Below are 21,285 nucleotides of genomic sequence, written 5' to 3' on the forward strand. Positions count from 1 at the left end.
TTGCCAGGAAGGCGCGATATGCCTGGGACTGTCATGAACCGCGGTGGGCGACGCATCGATTCGCCCACGTGCTCGACAACCCCCATGAGGCTTGCGTGATGTCCAACTCTGCCTTGACCGCCCGTCAGCGGACCGGCTTCTTCACCCACCACGGCGTCTGGGCGCCCGGCGTCCGGCTGTTCCGCAAGCTCGGGTTCAGCGCCAAGGCCACGTTGCTCACCCTGTGTTTCCTGATCCCGCTGGCGGTGGTCACCTTCGCGTGGTTCAAGATTCAGTCCGACAACATCGCCTTCTCGCAGAAGGAACGCCTGGGCGTGGCCGCCGTGCGCGCCGCGATGCCGGTGCAGCAGGCGCTGATGACGCGGCGGATGTTCGCCGCCCAGGCCACGGCCACCGGTCAGGCGCCGGCGGAGCTGACCGCGCTGGATGCGGAGCTGCCCCGCTTGATGCAGAAGCTGGAGGCCGAAGCCGTGCCGGCGGGCGACCCGATGGGCGTGGGCCAGGCCGTGGCCAGGCTCAAGACCCAGGTGGCCAGCCTGTCCGGCGGTGACTTCGACAAGCACACCGCCGCGGTGGATGCCACGATCGCCCTGATCACGCTGATCAGCGATGGCTCCAACCTGACGCTGGACCCGGACGTCGACAGCTACTACCTGATGGACGCGGCGGTGTTCCGTGTGCCGGGCCTGCTGAACGATATCGGTGCCATGCGGACCCTGGCGGGGGCCATCGCCAGCGGTGCCGAGCCGACGCGCGAGCGCACCGACGCCCTGGTGCGCGCCGAGTTCAACAGCGACCGGCTGGATGCCGACATGGTCGGCGGCCTGGCCAAGGTGGAGGCCCTGCACCCGGGCACGGTTGCCGCACTGCGTTATGAAGCGGCGGAGCAGGCCATGCACCGCTTCCACGAAACGGCGCAGGCCATGACGGACGCGGCACGGATCCAGCAGGACGGCACAAAGGTGATCGAGGCCATGCTGGCGTCCCAGTCGCTGATGCTCGACCAGCTCGACGAGCTGCTGGCCGCGCGCGTGGCCGGCATGCGCACCAACGAGGCCACCGTGGCCGCCGTCATCGTCGTCACCCTGTCGCTGGCCGCCTACCTGTTCTACAGCTTCTACCTGGTGATGCACGGCGGGCTGAAGGAAGTCACGCGCCACCTGCAGGCCATGACCGGCGGCGACCTGACCACCCACCCGGAGCCCTGGGGCCAGGACGAGGCGGCACGGCTGATGCTGAACCTGCGCGAGATGCAGGCCTCGCTGCGGGCCATCGTGCACGAGGTGCGCAACGGCAGCGACGAGATCCTGCACGCCAGCACCGAGATCGCCTCCGGCGCGATGGACCTGTCCAGCCGCACCGAGCAGACCGCGGCCAACCTTCAGCAGACCGCGGCGTCGATGGAGGAGATCTCCGGCACGGTGAAGAACACCGCGTCGCACGCCGAACAGGCCGCCGGCCTGTCACGGACCAACGCCGCCGCAGCCACCGAGGGGGGCCAGGTGATGACGCAGATGGTGCGCACGATGGACGGCATCGGCCAGTCTTCGACGCGCATCGGCGAGATCATCGGTGTCATCGACGGCATCGCCTTCCAGACCAACATCCTGGCGCTCAATGCTGCGGTCGAGGCGGCGCGCGCAGGCGACGCCGGCCGCGGCTTCGCGGTCGTGGCCAGCGAGGTGCGCTCACTGGCCCGCCGTTCCAGCGAAGCGGCGCGCGAGATCAAGACCCTGATCCAGGCCAGCGTCGAGCAGTCGCAGGAGGGCACCCGCGTCGTCGGTCAGGCGCGCCAGGCCATCGAACGCGTGGTGTCCAACGCCGGCGAGGTCAGCACCCTGATCGAGCAGATCGCCACGGGCACCCGGGAACAGGCGCAAGGTGTGGAGGAAGTCGGTCGCGCGGCCCAGGAGCTGGACCAGACCACGCAAAGCAACGCCGCGCTGGTGGAACAGACGGCAGCCGCCGCCGCCGCGCTGAAGGACCAGGCCAGGCTGCTGTCCGGCCGCGTGGCGCGGTTCAAGCTGCCGGAGGGTGACGGGGGCGCCGTGGTGCTCGAGCGCGCACCGTAGGTGGCCGACTTCGACTTCGACACCGCCACATCAAGGCGCACCGCAACTGGAAGGTCAAGCTGCGCAGCGCCATCGACAATCGCGAACAGCTCGATGCCGCCACGATCTGCCGCGACCACCAGTGCCCGCTGGGCCGCTGGCTGCACGGCCCGGGTGGCGCGCGCTGGGGCAGCAGCCCGGGCTTCACCACGCTGCTGGACGCCCACGCCGGATTCCACCGCGCCGCCGGCCAGATGGCCGAGAACATCAACCGCAGCGCCTACGACCAGGCCAACCACCTGCTGGGCAGCGGTTCGAAGTTCGCGCAGGCCTCCAACGAAACGGTGACCGCCATCCTGCGCGCGAAGCGCGGGTTCTGACCGGGCGCAGCCGGCCTGCCGGCGCAGGCCCCTCACCAGCCGGCCCGGACGGGCCGGCTTCTTGTTGCCGCCATTTGTCCTATTGACAGGACAATGGAACCGGTTCAGTCTCGCGGCCCATGGCTTCCGCGATGCCGCTGCCCAAGTACCACCAGCTCTACCTGGTGTTGCGTGAGCAGCTGGCCGAGGGCCGGCACGACACCGGCCTGCCGGGTGAACTGGCCCTGGCCGGGCAGTTCGGGGTCGCCCGCGTCACCGTGCGCAAGGCGCTGGAACGGCTGGAAGCCGAGGGCCTGATCGAGCGCACGCCCGGCCGTGGCACGGTGCCGGTCAAGCGCGGCGAGCCGCCGGCGGCGCCCGAGCGCGCCCAGCTCACCGGCCTGCTGGAGAACATCGTCAGCATGGGCCTGCGCACCGCCGTCAAGGTGCTGGCCTGCGACGTGGTGGCGGCACCCGAAGCGGTGGCCCGCCCGCTGGCGCTGCCCACCGGCGCGCCGGTGCAGAAGGCGGTGCGCGTGCGCTCCACGCGCGAAGGCCCGCTGTCGCACATCACCACCTGGGTGCCGGAGCCGCTGGCGCGCGGCTTCGGCCGGCGTGAACTGGCCAGGCAGCCCATCCTGCTGCTGCTGGAGGGCCAGGGCGTGCGCATCGGCCGCGCGGAGCAGGCCATCAGCGCCCGCCTGGCCGACGCCGACGTCGCGCGCCACCTGCAGGTGGACGTGGGTTCGGCCCTGCTGGCCGTGCAACGCCTGATCTTCGACGCCGACGACCGGCCGGTGCAGTGGCTGCAGGGCCTGTACCGGCCCGACCGCTACCAGTACCAGATGCAGTTGTCCCGCGTCGGCACCGTCGACGCCAAGCTGTGGGTCAGCACCGCGCTGACCGCCCAGTTCCACTGACCCCGTTCCAACCCCGAGGAGACCGCCATGAGCAACCGCCGCAGCTTCCTGAAGCACTCCGCCGCCGCCGCATCGGCGCTGTCGTTCCCGCTCGTCGCCGGCGCGCAGCCCAAGGCGGTGAAGGTGGGCATCCTGCACCCTGTGACCGGGGCGCTGGCCTACTCCGGCGGCCAGTGCCGGGCCGGCGCGCTGATGGCCATCGAGGACATCAACAAGGCCGGCATCAAGAGCCTGGGCGGCGCCAAGCTGGAGGTGCTGCTGGGCGACGCGCAGAGCTCGCCGCAGGCCGGCACGGCCGAGGTGGAGAAGATGAACGAGGCCGGCGCCTCGGCCATCGTGGGCGCCTACGCGTCGGCCATCTGCCTGGCCACCACGCAGGCCGCGGCCAAGTACGACATCCCGCACGTGGTGGACATCGGCGTGGCCGACCAGATCGTCAAGCGCGGGCTGAAGAACACCTTCCGCTTCGGCCCCGGCTACGCCACCTGCGCGCAGATCGCGGTGAACAACCTGCACGTGCTCAACACCGTGGCCGGCAAGCCGGCAAAGACGGTGATGATCATCCACGAGGAAAGCCTGTTCGGCACCGGCACCGCCAACCTGCTGGCGCGCGAGCTGCCGGGCTTCGGCTTCGACGTGAAGGAGGTCGTCAAGCACGCCAACCCGACGCGCGACTTCAACAACATCGTGCTGCGCATGAAGTCGATCAACCCCGACATCGTGATCCCGGCCAACTACTACAACGAGTACGCGCTGCTGGTGCGCACGATGCAGCAGCAGAAGGTGGTGCCCAAGGCCATCTACTCGGTGCTGGGCGGTGCGGCGTCGAGCTACAAGTTCGTCAAGGAGTTCCCGGACGCGGCCGAAGGCATCATCGACTGCAACCACTGGTTCAACCCCAACGACAAGCGCGCCTTCGCGCTCAAGCAGCGCACCGAGAAGCAGGGCCTGTTCTTCACCTACGAGGTCTTCAACACCTACACCGCGGTGATGCTGCTGGCCGATGCCATCGAGCGCGCCAAGAGCGCCGACCGCGGTGCCATCACCGCCGCGCTGGCGTCCAGCACCTTCAGCAACCACTTCATGCCCTACGGCGACACGAAGTTCGTCGACGGCCAGAACACCGGCGCCCAGCCGCTGATGACGCAGGTGGTCAAGGGCGACATCAAGGTCATCGTGCCGCGCGACTACAGGCAGGTGGACCCGGTGTTCCCGGTCAAGGCCTGACGCACGGCCCCTCACCGCCACCACCACGAAGCGCTTCCGGCCGCCCGTGTACGGCTTCGACGTCCTGTTCCCCTCGGTCCTCAACGGGCTGACCACCGGCGCGGTCTACGCGCTGGTGGCGCTGGGGCTGACGCTGATCTACGGCGTGCTGCACATCATCAACTTCGCGCACGGCGCGCTGCTGATGGTGGCGCTGTACGCCGTCTACTGGCTGAAGGTGGCGCTGGGCGTGGACCCCTACCTGGCGCTGCCGCTGGTGGTGCCGGGCATGTTCGCGCTGGGCTACGCGCTGCAGCGCGGCATCGTCGGCCGCGCCAGCCACGGCAAGGACGAGAACATCCTGCTCGTGACGCTGGGCCTGTCCATCGTGCTGGAGAACCTGGCGCTGCTGTGGTTCCGCTCGGACACGCGCACCATCGACACCGCCTACACGCTCAGCACCGTGCAGATCGGCCCGGCGTTCATCGCCGTGCCCAAGCTGGTGGCCTTCGGCGGCGCGCTGGTGTTCGCCGCGCTGCTGATGGCGGTGATCACGCGCACCGACCTCGGGCGCGCCATCCGCGCGGTGGCGAAGGAAAAGCAGGGCGCAAGGCTGATGGGCATCGACGTGGACCACGTCTACGCGATGAGCTTCGGCATCGGCCTGGCCTGCCTGGGCGCGGCGGCCTGCTTCCTGCTGCCGGCCTACTACGTGAACCCGCAGGTGGGTTCGGGCTTCGTGCTGGTGGCCTTCACCATCGTCGTGCTCGGCGGCATGGGCAGCTTCGCCGGTGCGCTGCTGGGCGGGTTGCTGATCGGCGTGGTGGAGTCGCTGGGCGGGCTCTACCTGGGTGAGAGCCTGGGCCAGATCGGCATCTTCGTGATCTTCATCGCCGTGCTGCTGTTCCGGCCGCAAGGGCTGTTCGGGGCGCGCGCATGAGCCTCGCGCGCGACCTGTCCGGCATCGCAGTGTTCGCCGCACTCATCGTCGGCACCACCCTCGTCGTCGAGTCCGGCGTCTGGCTCACCTTCGTGATGCTGGCGCTATACGGCGCGCTGCTGGCCCAGGCCTGGAACATCCTGGGCGGCTTTGGTGGCCAGTTCAGCTTCGGCCACGCGGTGTTCTTCGGCACCGGGGCCTATGTGCAGGCCGTCGCGCAGCTGCAGTTCGGGCTCAACGCCTGGGTCGCCCTGGCGCTGGCCATGGTCGGGGCCGCGGTGGTCGGCGCCATCGTCGGCGCGCTGAGCTTCCGCTACGGGCTCAAGGGCAGCTACTTCGCGCTGGTGACGCTGGCCTTCGCCGAGGTCTTCCGCATCGTGGCGCTGAGCGTGGACTTCACCGGCGGCGGCGTGGGCCTGATGCTGCCGCTGCAGGCCTCGGCCACCAACCTGCAGTTCACGTCGCGTCCCGGCTACGTGCTGGTGCTGGGTGCGCTGCTGGTGGCCGCCCTGATCGTCACGGCCTGGCTGCGTCACTCGCGCTTCGGTGCCCGGCTGCAGGCGGTGCGCGACAACGAGGACGCCGCGCGCGCCGTCGGCGTCGACCCGTTTGCCACCAAGCTCGGCGCCATCGCGCTGTCGGGCGCCTTCACCGGCGCCGCCGGTGCGGTCTACGTGCAGGTGTTCCAGTACATCGACCCGGCCATCGCCTACGGCCCGCACGTCAGCGTGGAGGCGCTGGTGGGCGCCATCGTCGGCGGCATGGGCACGCTGTGGGGGCCGGTGCTGGGCGCGCTGGCACTGCACACGCTGGCCGACCTGACGCGCAACCTCTTCGGCGAGCTGCCGGGCCTGAACCTGGTGGTCTACGGCACGGTGCTCGTGCTCATCGTGATGTTCATGCCGCGCGGGATCGCGGGGCTGTGGCAGCAATGGCAACAACGACAAAGCCACCGACGCCGGCGATCCTGAGCCTGCAGGGCGTGGGCATCGCCTTCGGCGGCCTGCAGGCGGTGCAGGACGTGAGCCTGACGCTGCCCGCCGGCACGCTGGGCGCGCTGATCGGCCCCAACGGCGCTGGCAAGACCACGCTGTTCGCCATCGTCTCGGGCTTCCTGCGCCCCGACACCGGCCGCGTGCACTTCGACGGCCAGGACATCACCGGCCGCGCCCCGCACCTCAACGCCCGCGCCGGCATGGCGCGCACCTTCCAGATCGTGCAGCCGTTTGCCGCGCAGACGGTGCGCGAGAACATCGCCGTCGGTGCGCACCTGCACCTTCCCGGCCGGGCCGCCGCGCTGGCCGAGGCCGAACGCGTGGCCGAGCGCGTAGGCCTGGCCGCGCAGCTCGACAAGCCCGCGGCCGACCTCACGGTGGCCGGCCGCAAGCGGCTGGAACTGGCGCGCGCGCTGGCCACACGGCCGAAACTGCTGCTGCTCGACGAGGTGCTGGCCGGTCTGAACCCGCAGGAGATCGCCGAGATGGTGCCGGTGGTGCGCCAGATCGTCGACGATTCGGCGGACGACGGCGTCACGGTGCTGATGATCGAGCACGTGATGCAGGCCGTGATGCACCTGGCCGAACACGTCTGGGTGCTGGCCCAGGGCGCGCTGATCGCCGAGGGGCCACCATCGGTGGTGACGCGCGATGCCAGGGTGATCGAGGCCTACCTGGGCCATGGCACGGCGGCACGGCTGGCGGAGATGGGCACGTGAGCCCGCTGCTGCAGATCGACGACCTGGCCACCGGCTATGGCCGCACCGAGGTGCTGCGCGGCGTGTCGCTGGCCGTGCAGCCGGGCGAGATCGTGGCCCTGCTGGGCAGCAACGGCGCTGGCAAGTCCACGCTGAACAACACCGTCAGCGGGCTCGTCAAGCCCTGGCGCGGCACGGTGCGCTTCGACGGCGCCGACCTCACCGGCGCCCACCCGCGCGCCGTGGTGCAGGCCGGGCTGATCCAGGTGCCCGAGGGGCGGCGCGTGTTCCCGAACCTGACGGTGCTGGAGAACCTGGAGCTCGGCGCCTATGCCCGCGCCCGCGACCGTCGCCCGGGCAACCTGGACCGTGTCTTCACCACCTTCCCGCGCCTGGCCGAACGGCGCACGCAGAAGGCCGGCACGATGAGCGGCGGCGAGCAGCAGATGCTGGCCATCGGCCGCGGCCTGATGGCCGAGCCGAAGCTGCTGATCCTGGACGAGCCGTCGCTGGGCCTGTCGCCGCTGCTGGTGGAGGAAATGTTCACGCTTATCCGCCGGCTGCATGGCGAGGGGCTGTCGCTGCTGCTGGTTGAGCAGAACGTGGCGCAGTCGCTGGACATCGCGCAGCGCGCCTACGTGATGGAGAACGGCAGCCTGCGATTTGCCGGCACCCCGGCCGAGCTGCTGGCCAGCCGCGAGTTGAAGGCGGCGTACCTGGGCATGTGACATGAGGCCCCCAGCTCACTTCGTTCGCGGCCCACGAGGGGCGCTTCAGCCCCTTCGGGCGGCCGTGCGAGGCTGACATGCCAGCGCAGACTCTGGCCCAGAAGCTGATCGCGCGCGCGGCGGGGCGCACCACCGTGCAGGTGGGCGAGATCGTCACCTGCGGCGTGGACCTGGCCATGTTCCACGACTCCTCCGGGCCGCGCCGGCTGAAGCCGATGCTCGACGCGCTCGGCGCGCAGATCTGGGACAAGCAGCGCGTGGTGCTGGTGCTAGACCACTACGTGCCGGCGGCCGACGACGAATCGCGCCGCATCGTGCACCTGGCGCGCGACTGGGCGCGAGAGCAGGCGCTGCCGCACGTCTACGACACGCAGGGCATCTGCCATGTGGTGGTGCCGCAGCACGGCCACCTGCGGCCGGGCATGTTCGCGGTGGGCGGCGATTCGCACTCGCCCACCGGCGGCGCCTTCGGCGCCTACATGTTCGGGATCGGCGCCACCGAGATGCTGGGCGTGGTGGTCACCGGGGAGATCTGGCTGCAGGTGCCGCAGACGATCTCGATGCGCTGGAGCGGGCGGCTGGCGCACGGGGTGTCGGCCAAGGACATGATGCTGGCCATGATCGGCCGCTTCGGCATGAACGGCGGGCGCTACCAGGCGGTGGAATACACCGGCGTGGCGGTGCAGGCCCTGAGCATGGCCGAGCGCATGACGCTGTGCAACATGAGTGCTGAACTCGGCGCGCAGGTGGGCCTGGTGGCGCCCGACCCAGTGACGCTGGAATGGCTGGCCCGCCACGGTGCGCCCGACCTCGACCCCGCCGAGCTGGCGCAATGGAGCAGCGACGAGGACGCGCCCGCCGTGCGCCATGCCTTCGACGCCTCGGTGCTGGCGCCGCAGGTGGCGCTGCCGCACAGCCCGGCCAACGTGCGCGCGGTGGACGGGCTGGAGCCGACGCGCATTGACGTGGCCTACATCGGCGCCTGCACCGGCGCCAAGCTCGACGACCTGCGCGCCGCGGCACAGGTGCTGGCCGGCTACCACGTGGCGCCGCACGTGACGCTGCTGGTGGCACCGGCCAGCGTGAAGGACCGCGAGCGCGCCGAGAGCGAGGGCATCCTCAACCGCCTGCGCGACGCCGGCGCCACCCTGCTCCCCACCAGCTGCGGCGCCTGCGCCGGCTACGGCGCGGCGATTCCCGAGGGCAGCACCGTCATCAGCTCCACCGCGCGCAACTTCAAGGGGCGCATGGGGGCAGCCACGGCGCAGGTTTACCTGGGGTCGCCGTACACGGTGGCGGCCTCGGCGCTGATGGGGCGCATTGCGGATGCGCGGGAGGTGTTGGGATGATGGCGGCTTGCGACCCAAAGCAGCCTTCAGCTGCTTTGGGTCTGGCGACCCGACTTCCGTGGGCTCCCCCGAGCCCCCTCCGAGAAGGGGCTCCAGCGCGTTCGACGGCTCCCCGCCAGCCCCCCTCCGGGAGGGGGACTCCAGCCAGATTGACGAGTCGGCCTTCCGGCCGACCGCACTTCACCGGCCGCTTTGGGTCGAAAGCAGCCATGGGAGCGCGGCCATGAGAACCTGGCGCCTCCCCGCCGACGTCGACACCGACCAGCTGGCCCCCGGCCACACGATGAAGCATGGCCTGGATGTGATCGCCCGCCACTGCCTGGAGGCGGTGAGGCCGGATTTCGCGGCTGACGTGCAGCCGGGCGACGTCATCGTCGCCGGCGCGAACTTCGGCATCGGCTCGTCGCGCGAGCAGGCCGCCGGCGTGCTGGTGCACCTGGGCGTGGCGACGGTGATCGCCCCGTCGTTTGCCGGCCTGTACTTCCGCAACGCCTTCAACCTGGGCCTGCTGCTGCTGACCTGCCCGCGTGCTGGCGAGATCGACGACGGCACGTCGCTGCAGTTCGACGCCCGCGCCGGCCGCGTCACCCTGGCCGACGGCCGCATGCTGCCCACCGAACCCATCCCCGGCTTCCTGCTCGACATGGTCGACGCCGGCGGCCTGCTGCCCCAACTCCAGAAGAGGCTTGCCCGTGAACACCCCTGAATTCGACCTGCTGATCAAGAACGTGCGTGTCGTGCGCCCGCACGGCAACGTGGTGCACGAGGCCGACATCGCGGTTAAGGACGGACGCTTCGCGCAGGTGGCGCCGGGCATCGACCCCACACGCGCCAAGGCCGTGCACGACGGCCGCGGCCAGCTGGCGTTCCCCGGTGTGGTGGACGCCCACATGCACAGCGGCATCTACTCGCCGCTGGCCGAGGATGCGGTGACCGAGTCCAAGGCCGCAGCCATCGGCGGCGTGACCAGTTCGCTGAACTACTTCCGCACGGGCCAGTACTACCTGAACAAGGGCGGGGCGTACAAGAAGTTCTTCCCCGAAGTGCTGAAGATCAGCAAGAACCGCTTCCACGTCGACTACGGCTACCACCTGGCGCCGATGGACCGCACGCACATCGGCGAGATCCCGATGCTGATCGACAAGCACGGCGTCAGCAGCTTCAAGATCTTCATGTTCTACGGCTCGCACGGCCTGCACGGCAAGAGCGACAGTCAGCGCGAGTTCCTGATGATCGGCGAGGACGAGCGCTACGACCTGGCGCACTTCGAGTTCATCATGCGCGGCATCCAGGCCGCGCGCGAGCAGTTCCCCGACAAGGCCCGCCAGATCTCGCTGAGCCTGCACTGCGAGACGGCGGAGATCATGACCGCCTACACCAAGCTGGTGGAGAAGGACAAGTCGCTCAGCGGTCTGGCGGCCTACAGCGCGTCGCGCCCGCAGCACTCCGAAGGTCTGGCGGTGTTCATCGCGGCCTATCTGGCCAACGAGACCGCGCTGCCCAACATCAACCTGCTGCACCTGAGCTCGCGCAAGGCGGTGCAGGCGGCGATGATGATGGCCGAGGTCTTCCCGCACATCGACTTCCGGCGCGAGGTGACCATCGGCCACCTGATGCTGGACACCACGTCCAAGGCCGCGGAACTGGCCAAGGTGAACCCGCCGATCCGCCCGCGCGAGGACGTGGAGTTCCTCTGGGACGCCCTGCTGTCGGGTGAACTGGACTGGGTGGTCAGCGACCACGCCTGCTGCCGCCAGGAGATGAAGATCCCGCGCCGCTACTTCGGCAACATCTGGATGGCCAAGAGCGGCTTCGGCGGCACGGAGTACCTGCTGCCGGCCCTGGTGAGCGAAGGCACGAGGCGCGGCATGGGCTACAACCACATGGCGCGCGTGACCAGCTGGAACCCGGCGCAGCGCTTCGGCCTCAACCGCAAGGGCGACATCGAGATCGGCTTCGACGCCGACCTCGCCCTGGTGGACCCGGCGAAGACCTGGACCATCCGTGCGGAGGCTTCGCCGTCCACCCAGGGCTACACGCCCTTCGAAGGCCTGGAGCTCAGCGCCGCGGTCACCACCACCTTCCTGCGCGGCATGAAGATCTGCGAGAACGGCGAGGTTCTGGGCCAGCCGCGCGGCCAGTACCTGCACCGGCCGACGGCCTGAGCCCCTTGGACATCGACGTCGCCATCGTCGGCGCCGGCGCCTGTGGCCTGACCGCGGCCACCGCGCTGCGCGAGACGGGCATCGGCTGCCTGCTGCTGGAACGCGACGCCACGCCCAGCGGCAGCACGGCGCTGTCCAGCGGCTTCATCCCGGCCGCCGGCACACGCTGGCAGCACGACGCCGGCGTGCACGACAGCCCCGAGGCGTTCGCCGCCGACATCCAGGCGAAGGCGAAAGGCCGTGCCGCAGCGCACCTGGTGAAGGCCTACACCGAAGCCAGCGCGCCGGCACTGGACCTGCTGGCCCGCCATGGCGTGGAATTTGAACTGCTCGACGGCTTTCTCTACCCGGGCCACCACGCCCGCCGCATGCACGCGCTGCGCGAGCGCACCGGCGCGGCGCTGATGGCAGCATTGGAGCGGGCGGCGCAGGCCGACGTGCTGACGGAGGCACGCGTCGTCGGCCTGCAGCCGGAAGGCCAGGGCTGGCGCCTCACCGCCGCCCGCCCAAATGGCGCCACCGAGTCGCTCACCGCCCGCGCCGTGCTGCTGGCCTGCAATGGCTTCGGCGGCAACCCGGCCATGGTGCGCGAGTTCCTGCCCGAGATGCGCGATGCGCTCTTTGCAGGCCACACGGGCAACGACGGCACGGCCATCCACCTGGGCCGCGGGCTGGGCGCCGCCACCGCGGACCTCGGTGGTTACCAGGGCCACGGCTCCTGGGTGGTGCCGCAGGGTGCGCTGATGACCTGGGCGGTGATGATGCAGGGCGGCGTGCAGCTCAACGCCCAGGGCCGCCGCTTCCACGACGAGACCGCCGGCTACAGCGAAGCCGCGGTGCACGTGCTGGCCCAGCCCGGCGGCGTGGCCTGGAACGTGTTCGCCGAACCGCAGCTCGCCCTGGCACGCGGGTTCCCGGACTTTCGCGATGCCGAAGCCGCCGGCGCGCTGCGTGTGGCGCCTGACCTCGACGCGCTGGCGCGGCTGATCGGCTGCGCCGACGTGGATCTGGGCGGTGCCGACCTGGCCCCGCCCTACTACGCCGTCAAGGTCACCGGCGCGCTGTTCCACACCCAGGGCGGGCTGGACATCGACGACCACTGCCGCGTGCGCCGCGCCGACGGCGGCGTCTTCCCCACGCTGCTGGCGGCCGGTGGCGCCGCCCGCGGCGTCAGCGGTGACGCGGTCTGGGGCTACCTCTCCGGCAACGGCATGCTCAGCGCCGTGGCCGGCGGCTTCATCGCCGCACGCACCCTCGAGGAAACCCTGCGATGAAGCAGCGCCTGCAGCAACCCCGGCCATTGCTGGCCCCCGGCGTCTACGACGCGCTGACGGCGCTGGTCGCCGAACAGGCCGGCTTCGAGGCGCTGTACCTCAGCGGCGCCAGCATCGCCTACACGCGACTGGGCCGCAGCGACGTGGGCCTGACCACCGCCACCGAGGTGGCCGACACGCTGGCCCAGATCACCGAACGCGTGCGCACGCCGGTGATCGTGGATGCCGACACCGGCTTCGGCAACGCGCTGAACGTGCTGCGCACGGTGCACGCCTTCGAGCGCGCCGGTGCGGCCATGATCCAGCTCGAGGACCAGACCTTCCCCAAGCGCTGCGGCCACCTCGACGGCAAGGGCGTGGTGCCGGTGGCCGAGATGCAGGGCAAGCTGCGCGCGGCGCTGGATGCCCGCACGCGTGACACGACGCTGATCCTGGCGCGCACCGATGCACTGGCGGTCGAAGGCCTGGACGCGGCCCTCGACCGTGCCGAGGCCTACCTGGCCTGCGGGGTCGATGCCCTGTTCATCGAGGCGCTGCGCACGCCGGCCGACATGGACACCGCCTGTGCGCGCTTCGCGCAGCGCGTGCCGCTGCTGGCCAACATGGTCGAAGGCGGCAAGACGCCGGTGCAGTCGGCCGCCGAACTCGGCGCGCGCGGTTTCCGCATCGTGATCTTCCCCGGCGGCACCGCACGTGCGGTGGCGCACACGCTGCAGGGCTACTACGCCAGCCTGGCTGCACACGGGAGCACCGGCCCCTGGCGCGACCGCATGCTGGACTTCGACGGCCTGAATGCCGTCATCGGCACGCCGGCGCTGCTGGCCCAGGGCCAACAGTACGGGTGAACCGCTATCCTCGTCGGCATGGCCGCCGACGACGCCGGGTTCCGCATCGACACCACGGGCCAGGCCACGCTGGTGCTGCAGGGCCGCTGGCGCATGGACCGCCTGCCGGCGTTGACGCAGCAACTGCGCGCCACGGTGTGGCCCGTGCTGGCCGCCGTGGACGCCCAGGGCCTGACCGCGCTGGACAGTGCCAGCGCGCTGCTGCTGCTGCGCGCCCTCGGCGGCCATGCGCCGCCGCCGGGCCAGTGGCACGGCCTGGACCCGGCCCACGCGCGCACGCTGGCCCGTGTGGCCGAGCACCTGGTGCAGGCGGCCCCACCGCCTGCGCCACGCCGCCTGCGCACCCTGGCCCAACTGGGCCGCAGCAGCGTCGAACTTGGCCAGCTGGCCCGCGGCCACCTGGCCATGCTGGGCGAGACCGTGGTCGCGCTCGGCGAGGTGCTGCGCCACCCGGCCCGGCTGCGGGTGCGCGAACTCACGGTGCAGCTGTCGCAGGCCGGCCTGTCGGCATTGCCGGTGGTGGCCCTGGTGACGGCGCTGATCGGCGTCGTCATCGCCTACCTGCTGGGCCTGCAGGCCGAGAAGTACGGCGCCAACCTCTTCGTCGTCGACGGCGTGGCCATCGGGGCCACGCGCGAGTTCGCGCCCATCATCGTCGCCGTCATCGTCGCCGGCCGGTCGGGTGCGGCCTTCACCGCGCAGCTGGGCTCGATGCGCCTGACCGAGGAGATCGACGCCATCCGCACGCTGGGCCTGTCGCCGCGCCAGGTGCTGGTGCTGCCACGCGTGCTGGCGCTGGTGCTGGCGCTGCCGCTGCTGGTGTTCGTGGGCGACGTGGCCAGCCTGCTCGGCGCCATGGCGATTGCGCAGCCGATGCTGGACATCACACCGACGGCCTTCGTCACACGGCTGCAGGAGGCCCTGCCGCTGCGCCACGTGCTGGTGGGCCTGGCCAAGGCGCCGGTGTTCGCGCTGGTGATCGCCGTCATCGGCGTGCGCATGGGCCTGGCCGCGCCGCGCGACACCGCCGCGCTGGGGCGGGCGACCACCTCCACGGTGGTGCAGTGCATCGTCGCCGTCATCCTGCTCGACGCGGTGTTCGCCGTCGTGCTGCAGGCCCTGGGCTGGTGAGACCGATGCGCGATCACGACGCCCCGCTGCTCGCCGTCGACGGCATCGTCACGCGCTTCGGCACGCAGACGGTGCACCGTGGCGTGGGCTTCACCGCCGGGCGTGGCGAGCTGATCGCGCTGATCGGCGGCAGCGGCACCGGCAAGTCCGTGCTGCTGCGCGAGATCGTCGGCCTGCAGCGGCCCACGGCCGGCACGGTGCGGCTGTTCGGCACCGAGGTCTGGGCTGCATCGGCCGCCGAGCTGGACCGCGTGCGCCGGCGCTTCGGCATGATGTTCCAGGACGGCGCGCTGTTCTCGTCGCTGACGGTGGCGCAGAACGTGGCCGTGCCGCTGCGCGAGCACACCACGCTGCCGGCGGATGCGGTGGACGCGCTGGTGGCGCTGCGCCTGGCGCAGGCGGGGCTGCCGGCCGACGCCGCGCACAAGGCGCCGAGCGCACTTTCCGGTGGCATGCGCAAGCGCGCCGCCATCGCACGCGCGATCGCGCTCGAGCCGGAGCTGCTGTTCCTGGACGAGCCGACCTCGGGCCTGGACCCGATCACCGCGCGCGGCTTCGACCGCCTGGTGCGCAACCTCGTAGACGACCTGGGCCTGACGGTGCTGCTGGTCACGCACGACCTCGACACGCTGCTCGGCGTGGTCGACCGGCTGATCGTGCTGGCCGACGGCGTGGTGGCCGCCGACGGCCCGGTGGCGCAGGTCATCCGGACCGACGACGCCTGGATCCGCGACTACTTCTCGGTTCGTAGAATGGTTCGCGAAGGACCGGACGATGGAAGCTGAAGCCCGCTACACCGCCGTCGGCGCCGGCGTGCTGGTGCTGGTGGCCCTGCTCGTCGCGGCCCTGCTGTGGTTGGGCGGCCAAGGCGACCGCGCCGGCTCGCGCCTGTACACCATCCACTTCGAGGAACAGGCCCTGGATGGGCTGGAGATCGGCGGCGAGGTGCGCCTGCGCGGCGTGCGTGTCGGCCGCGTGGAAGGCTATGAACTCGAGGCCGAGAGCGTCAACCGCGTGCGCGTGGACGTGCGCGTCGACGACCAGGCCTCGGTGCGCACCAACACCGTGGCCGTGGTCACGCGCAACCTCGTCACCGGCATCGCCAAGATCACGCTCGTGACGCCGGAACCGCCGGGCGCGCTGCTCACCGACACGCCGGCCGGCGAACGCCACCCGGTGATCGGCGAAGGACGCTCCGACCTCGACCAGATCGCCGGCCGTGTCAGCCAGGTGGGCGAGGCGGCCACGGTGGCGCTGACCCAGCTCAACGCCCTGCTGGCGCCGGAGAACCGGCAGACCATGATGGACACCGTGCGCAGCCTGCGCGCGCTGGCCGACGACCTGCGCGGCCGACTGGACACGCTGGACACCGCCGCCACCCAGGTGGGCCGCGCCGCCGACCGCATCGGCGCCCTGGCCACGCCGGTGCAGACCGCGGTGACCGACCTCGGCCGCGCCGGCGACCGCATCGCCGGCGTTGTGGAACGCGGCGGTGCGCGGCTGGACGGCACGCTCGTCGAGGCCGAGCGGCTGATGGCCGAGTCGCGCAGCGCCATCACCCGCCTGGCCGCGGCCACGGAGACGCTGCAGCGCGAGGCCCAGGCCACCAGCCGCAGCCTGCAAGGCACGGCGCAGGGCCTGGACGACCAGCTGGCCGCCGCGGTGTCCGACCTGCGCCTGAGCGCCGACGCTGCGCTGCGCGTGCTGGACCAGCTGCAGGACCCGCGTGCCGCATTGCTGGGGCCAGCACCCGTGCAACTGGGCCCAGGGGAGAAGACGCCATGACGCGACCCGTGACGCGCCGCGTCGTGCTCGGTGCCGGCCTGGTGCAGGCCCTGTCCGCCGGCGGGCTCGGCGGCTGTGTGTCGCTGGGTCTGGACGGGCCGACGCAGGCCCAGCTGCAGTACCGCTGGCGCGACCTGGGGCCGCCGCCGTCCCGCCGCGAGCGCCCGCTGGTGCATGCGCTGCTGCTGCAGGCCATGCCGGGGGCGCCCGCGGCCGACACGCTGAACCTCGTCTACACGCGCGAAGGCGGCGCGCTGGCCACCTACCAGTACGCGCGCTGGGCCGAGCGCCCGCTGCGCGTGCTGCCGCGCGCGCTGCAGCAGCGGCTGGAAGTCCGCGGCAGCGCCGGCGTGACGGCGCTGCTGGGAGACCCGCAGCAGGCCGACTGGCTGCTGACGCTGACCATCGACGAACTTCACCACGCCAGCCTGCCGGCGCCGGGACGCGGCCGGCTGGCCGTGACCGCCGAGCTCTACGACCGGCGGGCGCGCCAGCGTGTGGCGCGGCGGTCCTTCAGCGCCGAACCGCCGCTGAGCGGCGAGGCCACGGCCGCCGCGGCGGTGCAGGCGCTGTCCCAGGCCCTGACGCAGGTGCTGGACGCGATGCTGCCGTGGCTGGAAGACGCGCTGGCCGCAGCCGGCCAGCGCTGAATCACCGCCGCCAGCCGGCGGCGGCCGAACTCAGGCCGCCTGCTGGATACCGGCGATGGCCCAGTTGCGGCTGCCGTCGGCCGGGCGCACCAGGTGCCAGGTCTCGTCCACGTCGGCCGGTGCGGCATCGGCGCTTTCGCGCACCTGGCCGGTATAGCGCACGCTCACGATCTGGCGGCCATCCTCCTCGGCGAAATCCTGCACCTCGGCGGCGATGGCCAGCACGTCGGTGTGGTCGGCCGCCGCACCGCGGTCCTGCAGGTCCAGGCGGATGTCGGCGAAGAGTTCCGGCGTGGTGAACTGGCGCAGGTCGTCCAGGTCGGCCGCGTCGTGCGCCGCCTGCATGCGGATGAAGATCATCTTCGCGACGCGCTCGAAGCCTTCGCGGTCGAAGTCGGCCGGCAACTGGCCGGCCGGCACCGCGGCGCCGATCTGCAGGCCGCCGAAGGCCGCCGGCGCCGCCTGGCCGGGCGACCCCGTGGCCGCCGCCGCGGGCGTCACCGGTCGCAGGGGCGCGCGCGCCAGCGGGGTCATGCCGCCGGCCGCACCGGTGCCCGTGTCCGCACCAGCGCCGGCCATGGCCGGCTGGGCACCGCCCATGCGCCGCATCACGAGACGGATCACCACCACCGCGGCGATGGCCAGCAGCGCCAGCAGCATGAAGCTGGCCAGTTCCTCGCCGAAGCCCAGGTGGCTGGCCAGGGCCGCCAAGCCCAGGCCGGCGGCCAGGCCGGCCACCGGGCCCAGCCACGAACGCTTGGCCGCCGTGCCCGCCGCCGCGGCGGTGGCGCCGGCCGTGGCGGCGGCCGGCGTGGCCGGGGTCTGCGGCGACTGCGCCGGCGTGGCCGGCTGCTGCGCCGGCGGCTGCTGGGGCGCCGGCTTGGCCGGAGCGCTGCGCTGCATGCCCTTGCTCATGCCGCCGCCGAAGCGCTTGGCCTCGGCCACCTCGGGCACGAAGGCGCCGGCCACCGCTGCCATCAGCACGCCCAGGAACCAGTTCTTCATCGGGACTCCTCTGTCGTTTCAGCGCCCATTGTGGGTGCGAGCGTCGACAGCGACCCCGGGAGACCCCAGGAGTTCCCAGGCCTTGTGGGGTCAAGCCGTGGGAGCCGATCCCGCGCCGGCGCCTGCGCGCTCCGCCCTCAGGCGGCCAGCGCCCGCCGCGCCCGGTGCAGGCGGACGAAGAGGTTGTCCTCGGTGATCGCCAGTGCGCTGCAGACCTCTTCGGTGGAGCGCTCCTGCAGCACGCGCAACTCGAACGCCTGGCGCACGCCCGGGGTCAGCGTCTCCAGCCGGGCCATCGCCTGCGCCAGGCGCTGGCGGCAGGCGACCTGCTCGTCGGGGCCGGGTTGCGCGCTGACCAGACTGGCGGTGCCGGAGAAGCCGGCGTCGTCGGCGTCGGCCAGCGGTTCGTGCGCGGCGCGCTCGCGCACCAGATCCACGATCTTGTGCTTGAGGATGCCCACCAGCCAGGTGCGCAGCGCCGAGCGCCCGCCGAAGGCTGCACGCCCGGTGGCCACGGCCTCGAACACGTCGTGCACCAGGTCCTCGGCCAGGCTGGGGTCCATCAGCTTGCGGCGGGCGTAGCGCAGCAGGTCGCCGCGGTAGGGCAGCACGTCGGCCCAGCTCAGGGGCGCAGCGGCAGGCGTGAAGGCGGGGGCAAGGGCATCGGGATGGGCAGCGGTGGCGGTGTGCATGGGCAAGGCTCCACGGTCGATGGCCAGACTGTGGCGACCGCGGCTCACGTGGTGCTCACCGTTCCTCACGGGAAGATCACATCGGTGTAAGGTCGCGCGCCATGCTGCGACCGCCTCGCATGCCCCGCCGCATCCTCGTCGCCGAAGACCAGGCCGACATCCGCGACCTGCTGGTGATGAACCTGCAGCAGGCGGGCTACGCCGTGGACGCCGTGCCCGATGGCGCGGCTGCGCTGGACGCCGAGGACCGCCAGCCGCACGACCTGCTGGTCCTGGACCTGATGATGCCGGGCCTGGACGGACTGGAGGTCTGCAAGGGCCTGCGCGCGCGCGACAGCGACACGCCGATCCTGATGCTCACCGCCAAGAGCACCGAGCTGGACCGCGTGCTGGGCCTGGAGCTGGGCGCCGACGACTACCTGACCAAGCCCTTCTCGATGGCCGAGCTGCTGGCCCGCGTGAAGGCGCTGCTGCGCCGCGCCGAGGTGCGCGACGCGGCCCAGGCGGCGCGGGGTGCGGCCGGCGGTGAGCGCCCGATCGTGCAGGGCGACCTGCAGATCTGGCCCACCAAGCGCACGGTGGCCGTGCGCGCGCAGCCGGTGGAGCTGACGGCGCTGGAGTTCGACCTGCTGCTGCACTTCGCGCAGCACCCTGGGCGGGTGTTCTCGCGCTCGCAGCTGCTGGACGCGGTGTGGGGTTACTCGCACGACGGCTACGAGCACACGGTGACGACGCACATCAACCGGCTGCGCTCCAAGCTCGAGCGTGACCCGATGCACCCGGAGTGGGTGCTCACGGTGCGGGGCGCCGGCTACAAGTTCAAGGAATGAGGGGGCTCCGGCCTCGCGCCCGATGACCGTCCGTGCCCGCCTGGCGCTGACCATCCTGCTCACCGGCCTGGTCACCGCGCTGGCGGTGATCGTGACGGTGGCCACCGCCTTCCAGCGCTTCCAGCACGAGAGCACCTGGGAGCGCGCCAACGGCTTCATCGGCCGCGTGGTGGCCACCCACCCCGACCTGCTGGAATTGCATGCGCGCGACCCGCAGGGCTTCACCGGCTTCCTGCGCAACCTGCTGTTGTTCGAACCCGATTCGCGGCTGTACCTGCTGGCGGCCGACGGCACGGTGCTGGCCAGCAGCGGCGACATGCCCATCGCGCCGGGGCTGAAGGTCAAGCTCGGGCCGGTGCAGGAGGCCATCATGGTCGCGGGGGATCGCGCGCGCGCCGCCTACGTGATGGGCGACGACCCGCAGTACATGGCAGAGGACACCGTGATCGCGGCGCGCATGCTGCAGGCCAGCACCATCGCCCCCGGCGCCAACGCCGGCGGCTACCTGTACCTGGTGTGCCAGAAGCGGCCGCTGCCGCCGGGACAGGTCGAGCTGCTGGGCAGCAGCGTGGCCGGCCCGGCGCTGGCCGGCGTGCTGGCCGTGGTGCTGCTGGGCGCGCTCATCGCGGCCTGGATCATCGGCACCGTGACGCGGCCGCTGCGCGCGCTCAGCGATGCCGTCGACCAGGCCACGCGCGACGGCTTCGAGGCCGCCGCCGCGCTGCCGGCCGCAGCGCCGGCGGGCCACGATGAGTTCGCCCGCCTGCGCAGCGGCTTCGGCCAGATGCTGGCCACGCTGCGCGCGCAGTGGGACCGCCTGCAGCGCCTGGACCGGTTCCGCCGCGAAGGCGTGAGCAATCTGTCGCACGACCTGCGCTCGCCGCTGACCGCCACCACCGCCTGCCTGGAGACGCTGCAGGCGCGCTGGGCCCACGACCCGGCGCGCGCCGACGACCGCGCGCTGCTGGACGTGGCGCTGCGCAACACCGGCACCGCCGCCGGCATGGTGCGCGCGCTGGGCGACTTCGCGCTGCTGGACGAGCCGTCCTACCGGCTGCAACCGGTGGCGCTGGACGCCGGCGAGCTGATCGACGACCTGACCCGCCGCTTCGCCAGCCGCGCCGCGCTGCAGGGCGTGACGCTGGTCACCGACACCGGCGACACGCCACTGCCGGCGCGGCTGGACGTCGAACTGTTCGAACGTGCGCTGGCCAACCTGCTGGACAACGCCCTTCGCTTCACCCCGGCGGGCGGCCGCATCGTGCTGCGGGGGGCGCTGGTGGACGGGGCGCTGCAGGTACAGGTGCAGGACAGCGGCTGCGGCATCGCGCCGGACGACCTGCCCCACCTCTTCGAGCGCTTCTACCGCAAGAGCGAAGGTGGCCATGGCCTGGGGCTGGCCATCGTGGCGCGCATCGTGGCCCTGCACGGCGGGCGCGCCACGGCGGCCAGCGTGCCGGGCCAGGGCACCACGGTCACGTTGAACCTGCCGGCAGCCGCCTGAACGACCACGCGGTACCCGTCCAGCGCCGCCAGGCGCCCCTGACACTGCGACACGGCCGTGCACGCCGTGCACGCCGGGCAGCACGCACCAGGCACCACGCACCGGCACCCCAGGGTTGACCCGGTTCACGGCCGCCAGCCCGAGGTCTACGCTGTTCT

At 71.8% G+C, this 21,285-nt stretch carries 21 protein-coding genes; 19 read left to right on the forward strand and 2 right to left on the reverse strand.

What is annotated here, in order from left to right; all coding sequences use genetic code 11:
- The first annotated feature begins 98 nt into the window (after positions 1–98).
- The 17 genes from ENE75_RS09180 (at position 99) to ENE75_RS09260 (ending at position 17,096) form a co-directional block, all read left to right on the forward strand.
- On the forward strand, positions 99–2,072 hold the full coding sequence (locus ENE75_RS09180) for a methyl-accepting chemotaxis protein (RefSeq protein WP_233258992.1): 1,974 nt from the start codon (positions 99–101) through the stop codon (positions 2,070–2,072).
- 71 nt (positions 2,073–2,143) lie between these two features.
- Positions 2,144–2,431 carry a CZB domain-containing protein gene (locus ENE75_RS25990; protein WP_510645185.1) on the forward strand — a complete coding sequence of 96 codons (288 nt, stop codon included), beginning with the start codon at positions 2,144–2,146 and terminating at the stop codon, positions 2,429–2,431.
- A gap of 131 nt (positions 2,432–2,562) precedes the next feature.
- Entirely contained in the window at positions 2,563–3,330 is a 768-nt protein-coding gene (locus tag ENE75_RS09190) for a GntR family transcriptional regulator (RefSeq protein ID WP_233258993.1), read from the forward strand.
- A 27-nt stretch (positions 3,331–3,357) separates the two neighbouring features.
- Complete coding sequence (locus tag ENE75_RS09195; protein ID WP_128197965.1) at positions 3,358–4,557, forward strand: ABC transporter substrate-binding protein; 1,200 nt, start codon at positions 3,358–3,360, stop codon at positions 4,555–4,557.
- Between the two features lie 46 nt (positions 4,558–4,603).
- Positions 4,604–5,476, forward strand: a complete 873-nt coding sequence (locus ENE75_RS09200) for a branched-chain amino acid ABC transporter permease (RefSeq protein WP_128197966.1) — start codon at positions 4,604–4,606, stop codon at positions 5,474–5,476.
- On the forward strand, positions 5,473–6,447 hold the full coding sequence (locus tag ENE75_RS09205) for a branched-chain amino acid ABC transporter permease (RefSeq protein WP_128197967.1): 975 nt from the start codon (positions 5,473–5,475) through the stop codon (positions 6,445–6,447). The genes ENE75_RS09200 and ENE75_RS09205 overlap by 4 nt, the downstream gene beginning before the upstream one ends.
- Positions 6,408–7,190, forward strand: coding sequence for an ABC transporter ATP-binding protein (locus ENE75_RS09210; RefSeq protein ID WP_128197968.1), 783 nt, complete (start codon positions 6,408–6,410; stop codon positions 7,188–7,190). The genes ENE75_RS09205 and ENE75_RS09210 overlap by 40 nt, the downstream gene beginning before the upstream one ends.
- Positions 7,187–7,897 carry an ABC transporter ATP-binding protein gene (locus ENE75_RS09215; RefSeq protein WP_128197969.1) on the forward strand — a complete coding sequence of 237 codons (711 nt, stop codon included), beginning with the start codon at positions 7,187–7,189 and terminating at the stop codon, positions 7,895–7,897. Before ENE75_RS09210 ends, ENE75_RS09215 begins: the two co-directional genes overlap by 4 nt.
- 77 nt (positions 7,898–7,974) lie before the next feature.
- Positions 7,975–9,246, forward strand: a complete 1,272-nt coding sequence (locus tag ENE75_RS09220) for a 3-isopropylmalate dehydratase large subunit (RefSeq protein ID WP_128197970.1) — start codon at positions 7,975–7,977, stop codon at positions 9,244–9,246.
- A 223-nt stretch (positions 9,247–9,469) separates the two neighbouring features.
- On the forward strand, positions 9,470–9,952 hold the full coding sequence (locus ENE75_RS09225) for a LeuD/DmdB family oxidoreductase small subunit (RefSeq protein ID WP_128197971.1): 483 nt from the start codon (positions 9,470–9,472) through the stop codon (positions 9,950–9,952).
- Positions 9,939–11,411 (forward strand): dihydroorotase, encoded by a 1,473-nt coding sequence (locus ENE75_RS09230; protein WP_128197972.1) that lies wholly within the window; start codon positions 9,939–9,941, stop codon positions 11,409–11,411. Before ENE75_RS09225 ends, ENE75_RS09230 begins: the two co-directional genes overlap by 14 nt.
- Before the next feature lie 5 nt (positions 11,412–11,416).
- Positions 11,417–12,685: an FAD-dependent oxidoreductase gene (locus ENE75_RS09235; protein ID WP_375138473.1), complete on the forward strand. Its 1,269-nt coding sequence runs from the start codon at positions 11,417–11,419 to the stop codon at positions 12,683–12,685.
- Complete coding sequence (locus ENE75_RS09240; protein WP_128197974.1) at positions 12,682–13,530, forward strand: isocitrate lyase/PEP mutase family protein; 849 nt, start codon at positions 12,682–12,684, stop codon at positions 13,528–13,530. Before ENE75_RS09235 ends, ENE75_RS09240 begins: the two co-directional genes overlap by 4 nt.
- An 18-nt stretch (positions 13,531–13,548) precedes the next feature.
- On the forward strand, positions 13,549–14,661 hold the full coding sequence (locus ENE75_RS09245) for an MlaE family ABC transporter permease (RefSeq protein ID WP_128197975.1): 1,113 nt from the start codon (positions 13,549–13,551) through the stop codon (positions 14,659–14,661).
- Positions 14,662–14,666: 5 nt separating this feature from the next.
- Positions 14,667–15,446: an ABC transporter ATP-binding protein gene (locus ENE75_RS09250; RefSeq protein WP_128197976.1), complete on the forward strand. Its 780-nt coding sequence runs from the start codon at positions 14,667–14,669 to the stop codon at positions 15,444–15,446.
- Complete coding sequence (locus ENE75_RS09255) at positions 15,436–16,446, forward strand: MlaD family protein (protein ID WP_128197977.1); 1,011 nt, start codon at positions 15,436–15,438, stop codon at positions 16,444–16,446. The genes ENE75_RS09250 and ENE75_RS09255 overlap by 11 nt, the downstream gene beginning before the upstream one ends.
- On the forward strand, positions 16,443–17,096 hold the full coding sequence (locus ENE75_RS09260; RefSeq protein ID WP_128197978.1) for an ABC-type transport auxiliary lipoprotein family protein: 654 nt from the start codon (positions 16,443–16,445) through the stop codon (positions 17,094–17,096). The genes ENE75_RS09255 and ENE75_RS09260 overlap by 4 nt, the downstream gene beginning before the upstream one ends.
- Before the next feature lie 30 nt (positions 17,097–17,126).
- On the opposite strand, the gene ENE75_RS09265 is transcribed toward ENE75_RS09260, so the two are convergent.
- Both ENE75_RS09265 and ENE75_RS09270 read right to left on the reverse strand, forming a co-directional pair.
- Positions 17,127–18,101: a Tim44 domain-containing protein gene (locus ENE75_RS09265; protein ID WP_128197979.1), complete on the reverse strand. Its 975-nt coding sequence runs from the start codon at positions 18,099–18,101 to the stop codon at positions 17,127–17,129.
- 137 nt (positions 18,102–18,238) lie between these two features.
- The gene (locus ENE75_RS09270) at positions 18,239–18,793 is read right to left on the reverse strand and encodes an RNA polymerase sigma factor (RefSeq protein ID WP_128197980.1); all 555 of its coding nucleotides are present in this window, start codon (positions 18,791–18,793) and stop codon (positions 18,239–18,241) included.
- Between the two features lie 101 nt (positions 18,794–18,894).
- On the opposite strand from ENE75_RS09270, the gene ENE75_RS09275 reads away from it, so the two are divergent.
- Together ENE75_RS09275 and ENE75_RS09280 are read left to right on the forward strand one after the other, a co-directional pair.
- Entirely contained in the window at positions 18,895–19,623 is a 729-nt protein-coding gene (locus ENE75_RS09275) for a response regulator transcription factor (protein WP_233258994.1), read from the forward strand.
- A gap of 22 nt (positions 19,624–19,645) precedes the next feature.
- On the forward strand, positions 19,646–21,127 hold the full coding sequence (locus tag ENE75_RS09280) for a sensor histidine kinase (RefSeq protein ID WP_128197982.1): 1,482 nt from the start codon (positions 19,646–19,648) through the stop codon (positions 21,125–21,127).
- The last annotated feature ends 158 nt before the right edge of the window (positions 21,128–21,285 follow it).

Source organism: Rubrivivax albus, from assembly GCF_004016515.1.
Taxonomy (GTDB): Bacteria; Pseudomonadota; Gammaproteobacteria; order Burkholderiales; family Burkholderiaceae_C; genus Rubrivivax; species Rubrivivax albus.

Bases quoted from the DNA above. Each gene is read 5' to 3' on its own strand.
- ENE75_RS09225 (WP_128197971.1), top strand. From the start codon at position 9,470: ATGAGAACCTGGCGCCTCCCCGCCGACGTCGACACCGACCAGCTGGCC.
- ENE75_RS09255 (WP_128197977.1), top strand. From the start codon at position 15,436: ATGGAAGCTGAAGCCCGCTACACCGCCGTCGGCGCCGGCGTGCTGGTG.
- ENE75_RS09275 (WP_233258994.1), top strand. From the start codon at position 18,895: ATGCTGCGACCGCCTCGCATGCCCCGCCGCATCCTCGTCGCCGAAGAC.
- ENE75_RS09180 (WP_233258992.1), top strand. From the start codon at position 99: ATGTCCAACTCTGCCTTGACCGCCCGTCAGCGGACCGGCTTCTTCACC.
- ENE75_RS09245 (WP_128197975.1), top strand. From the start codon at position 13,549: ATGGCCGCCGACGACGCCGGGTTCCGCATCGACACCACGGGCCAGGCC.
- ENE75_RS09250 (WP_128197976.1), top strand. From the start codon at position 14,667: ATGCGCGATCACGACGCCCCGCTGCTCGCCGTCGACGGCATCGTCACG.
- ENE75_RS09195 (WP_128197965.1), top strand. From the start codon at position 3,358: ATGAGCAACCGCCGCAGCTTCCTGAAGCACTCCGCCGCCGCCGCATCG.
- ENE75_RS09205 (WP_128197967.1), top strand. From the start codon at position 5,473: ATGAGCCTCGCGCGCGACCTGTCCGGCATCGCAGTGTTCGCCGCACTC.
- ENE75_RS09210 (WP_128197968.1), top strand. From the start codon at position 6,408: ATGGCAACAACGACAAAGCCACCGACGCCGGCGATCCTGAGCCTGCAG.
- ENE75_RS09220 (WP_128197970.1), top strand. From the start codon at position 7,975: ATGCCAGCGCAGACTCTGGCCCAGAAGCTGATCGCGCGCGCGGCGGGG.
- ENE75_RS09265 (WP_128197979.1), bottom strand. From the start codon at position 18,101: ATGAAGAACTGGTTCCTGGGCGTGCTGATGGCAGCGGTGGCCGGCGCC.
- ENE75_RS09190 (WP_233258993.1), top strand. From the start codon at position 2,563: ATGCCGCTGCCCAAGTACCACCAGCTCTACCTGGTGTTGCGTGAGCAG.
- ENE75_RS09240 (WP_128197974.1), top strand. From the start codon at position 12,682: ATGAAGCAGCGCCTGCAGCAACCCCGGCCATTGCTGGCCCCCGGCGTC.
- ENE75_RS09280 (WP_128197982.1), top strand. From the start codon at position 19,646: ATGACCGTCCGTGCCCGCCTGGCGCTGACCATCCTGCTCACCGGCCTG.
- ENE75_RS09260 (WP_128197978.1), top strand. From the start codon at position 16,443: ATGACGCGACCCGTGACGCGCCGCGTCGTGCTCGGTGCCGGCCTGGTG.
- ENE75_RS09270 (WP_128197980.1), bottom strand. From the start codon at position 18,793: ATGCACACCGCCACCGCTGCCCATCCCGATGCCCTTGCCCCCGCCTTC.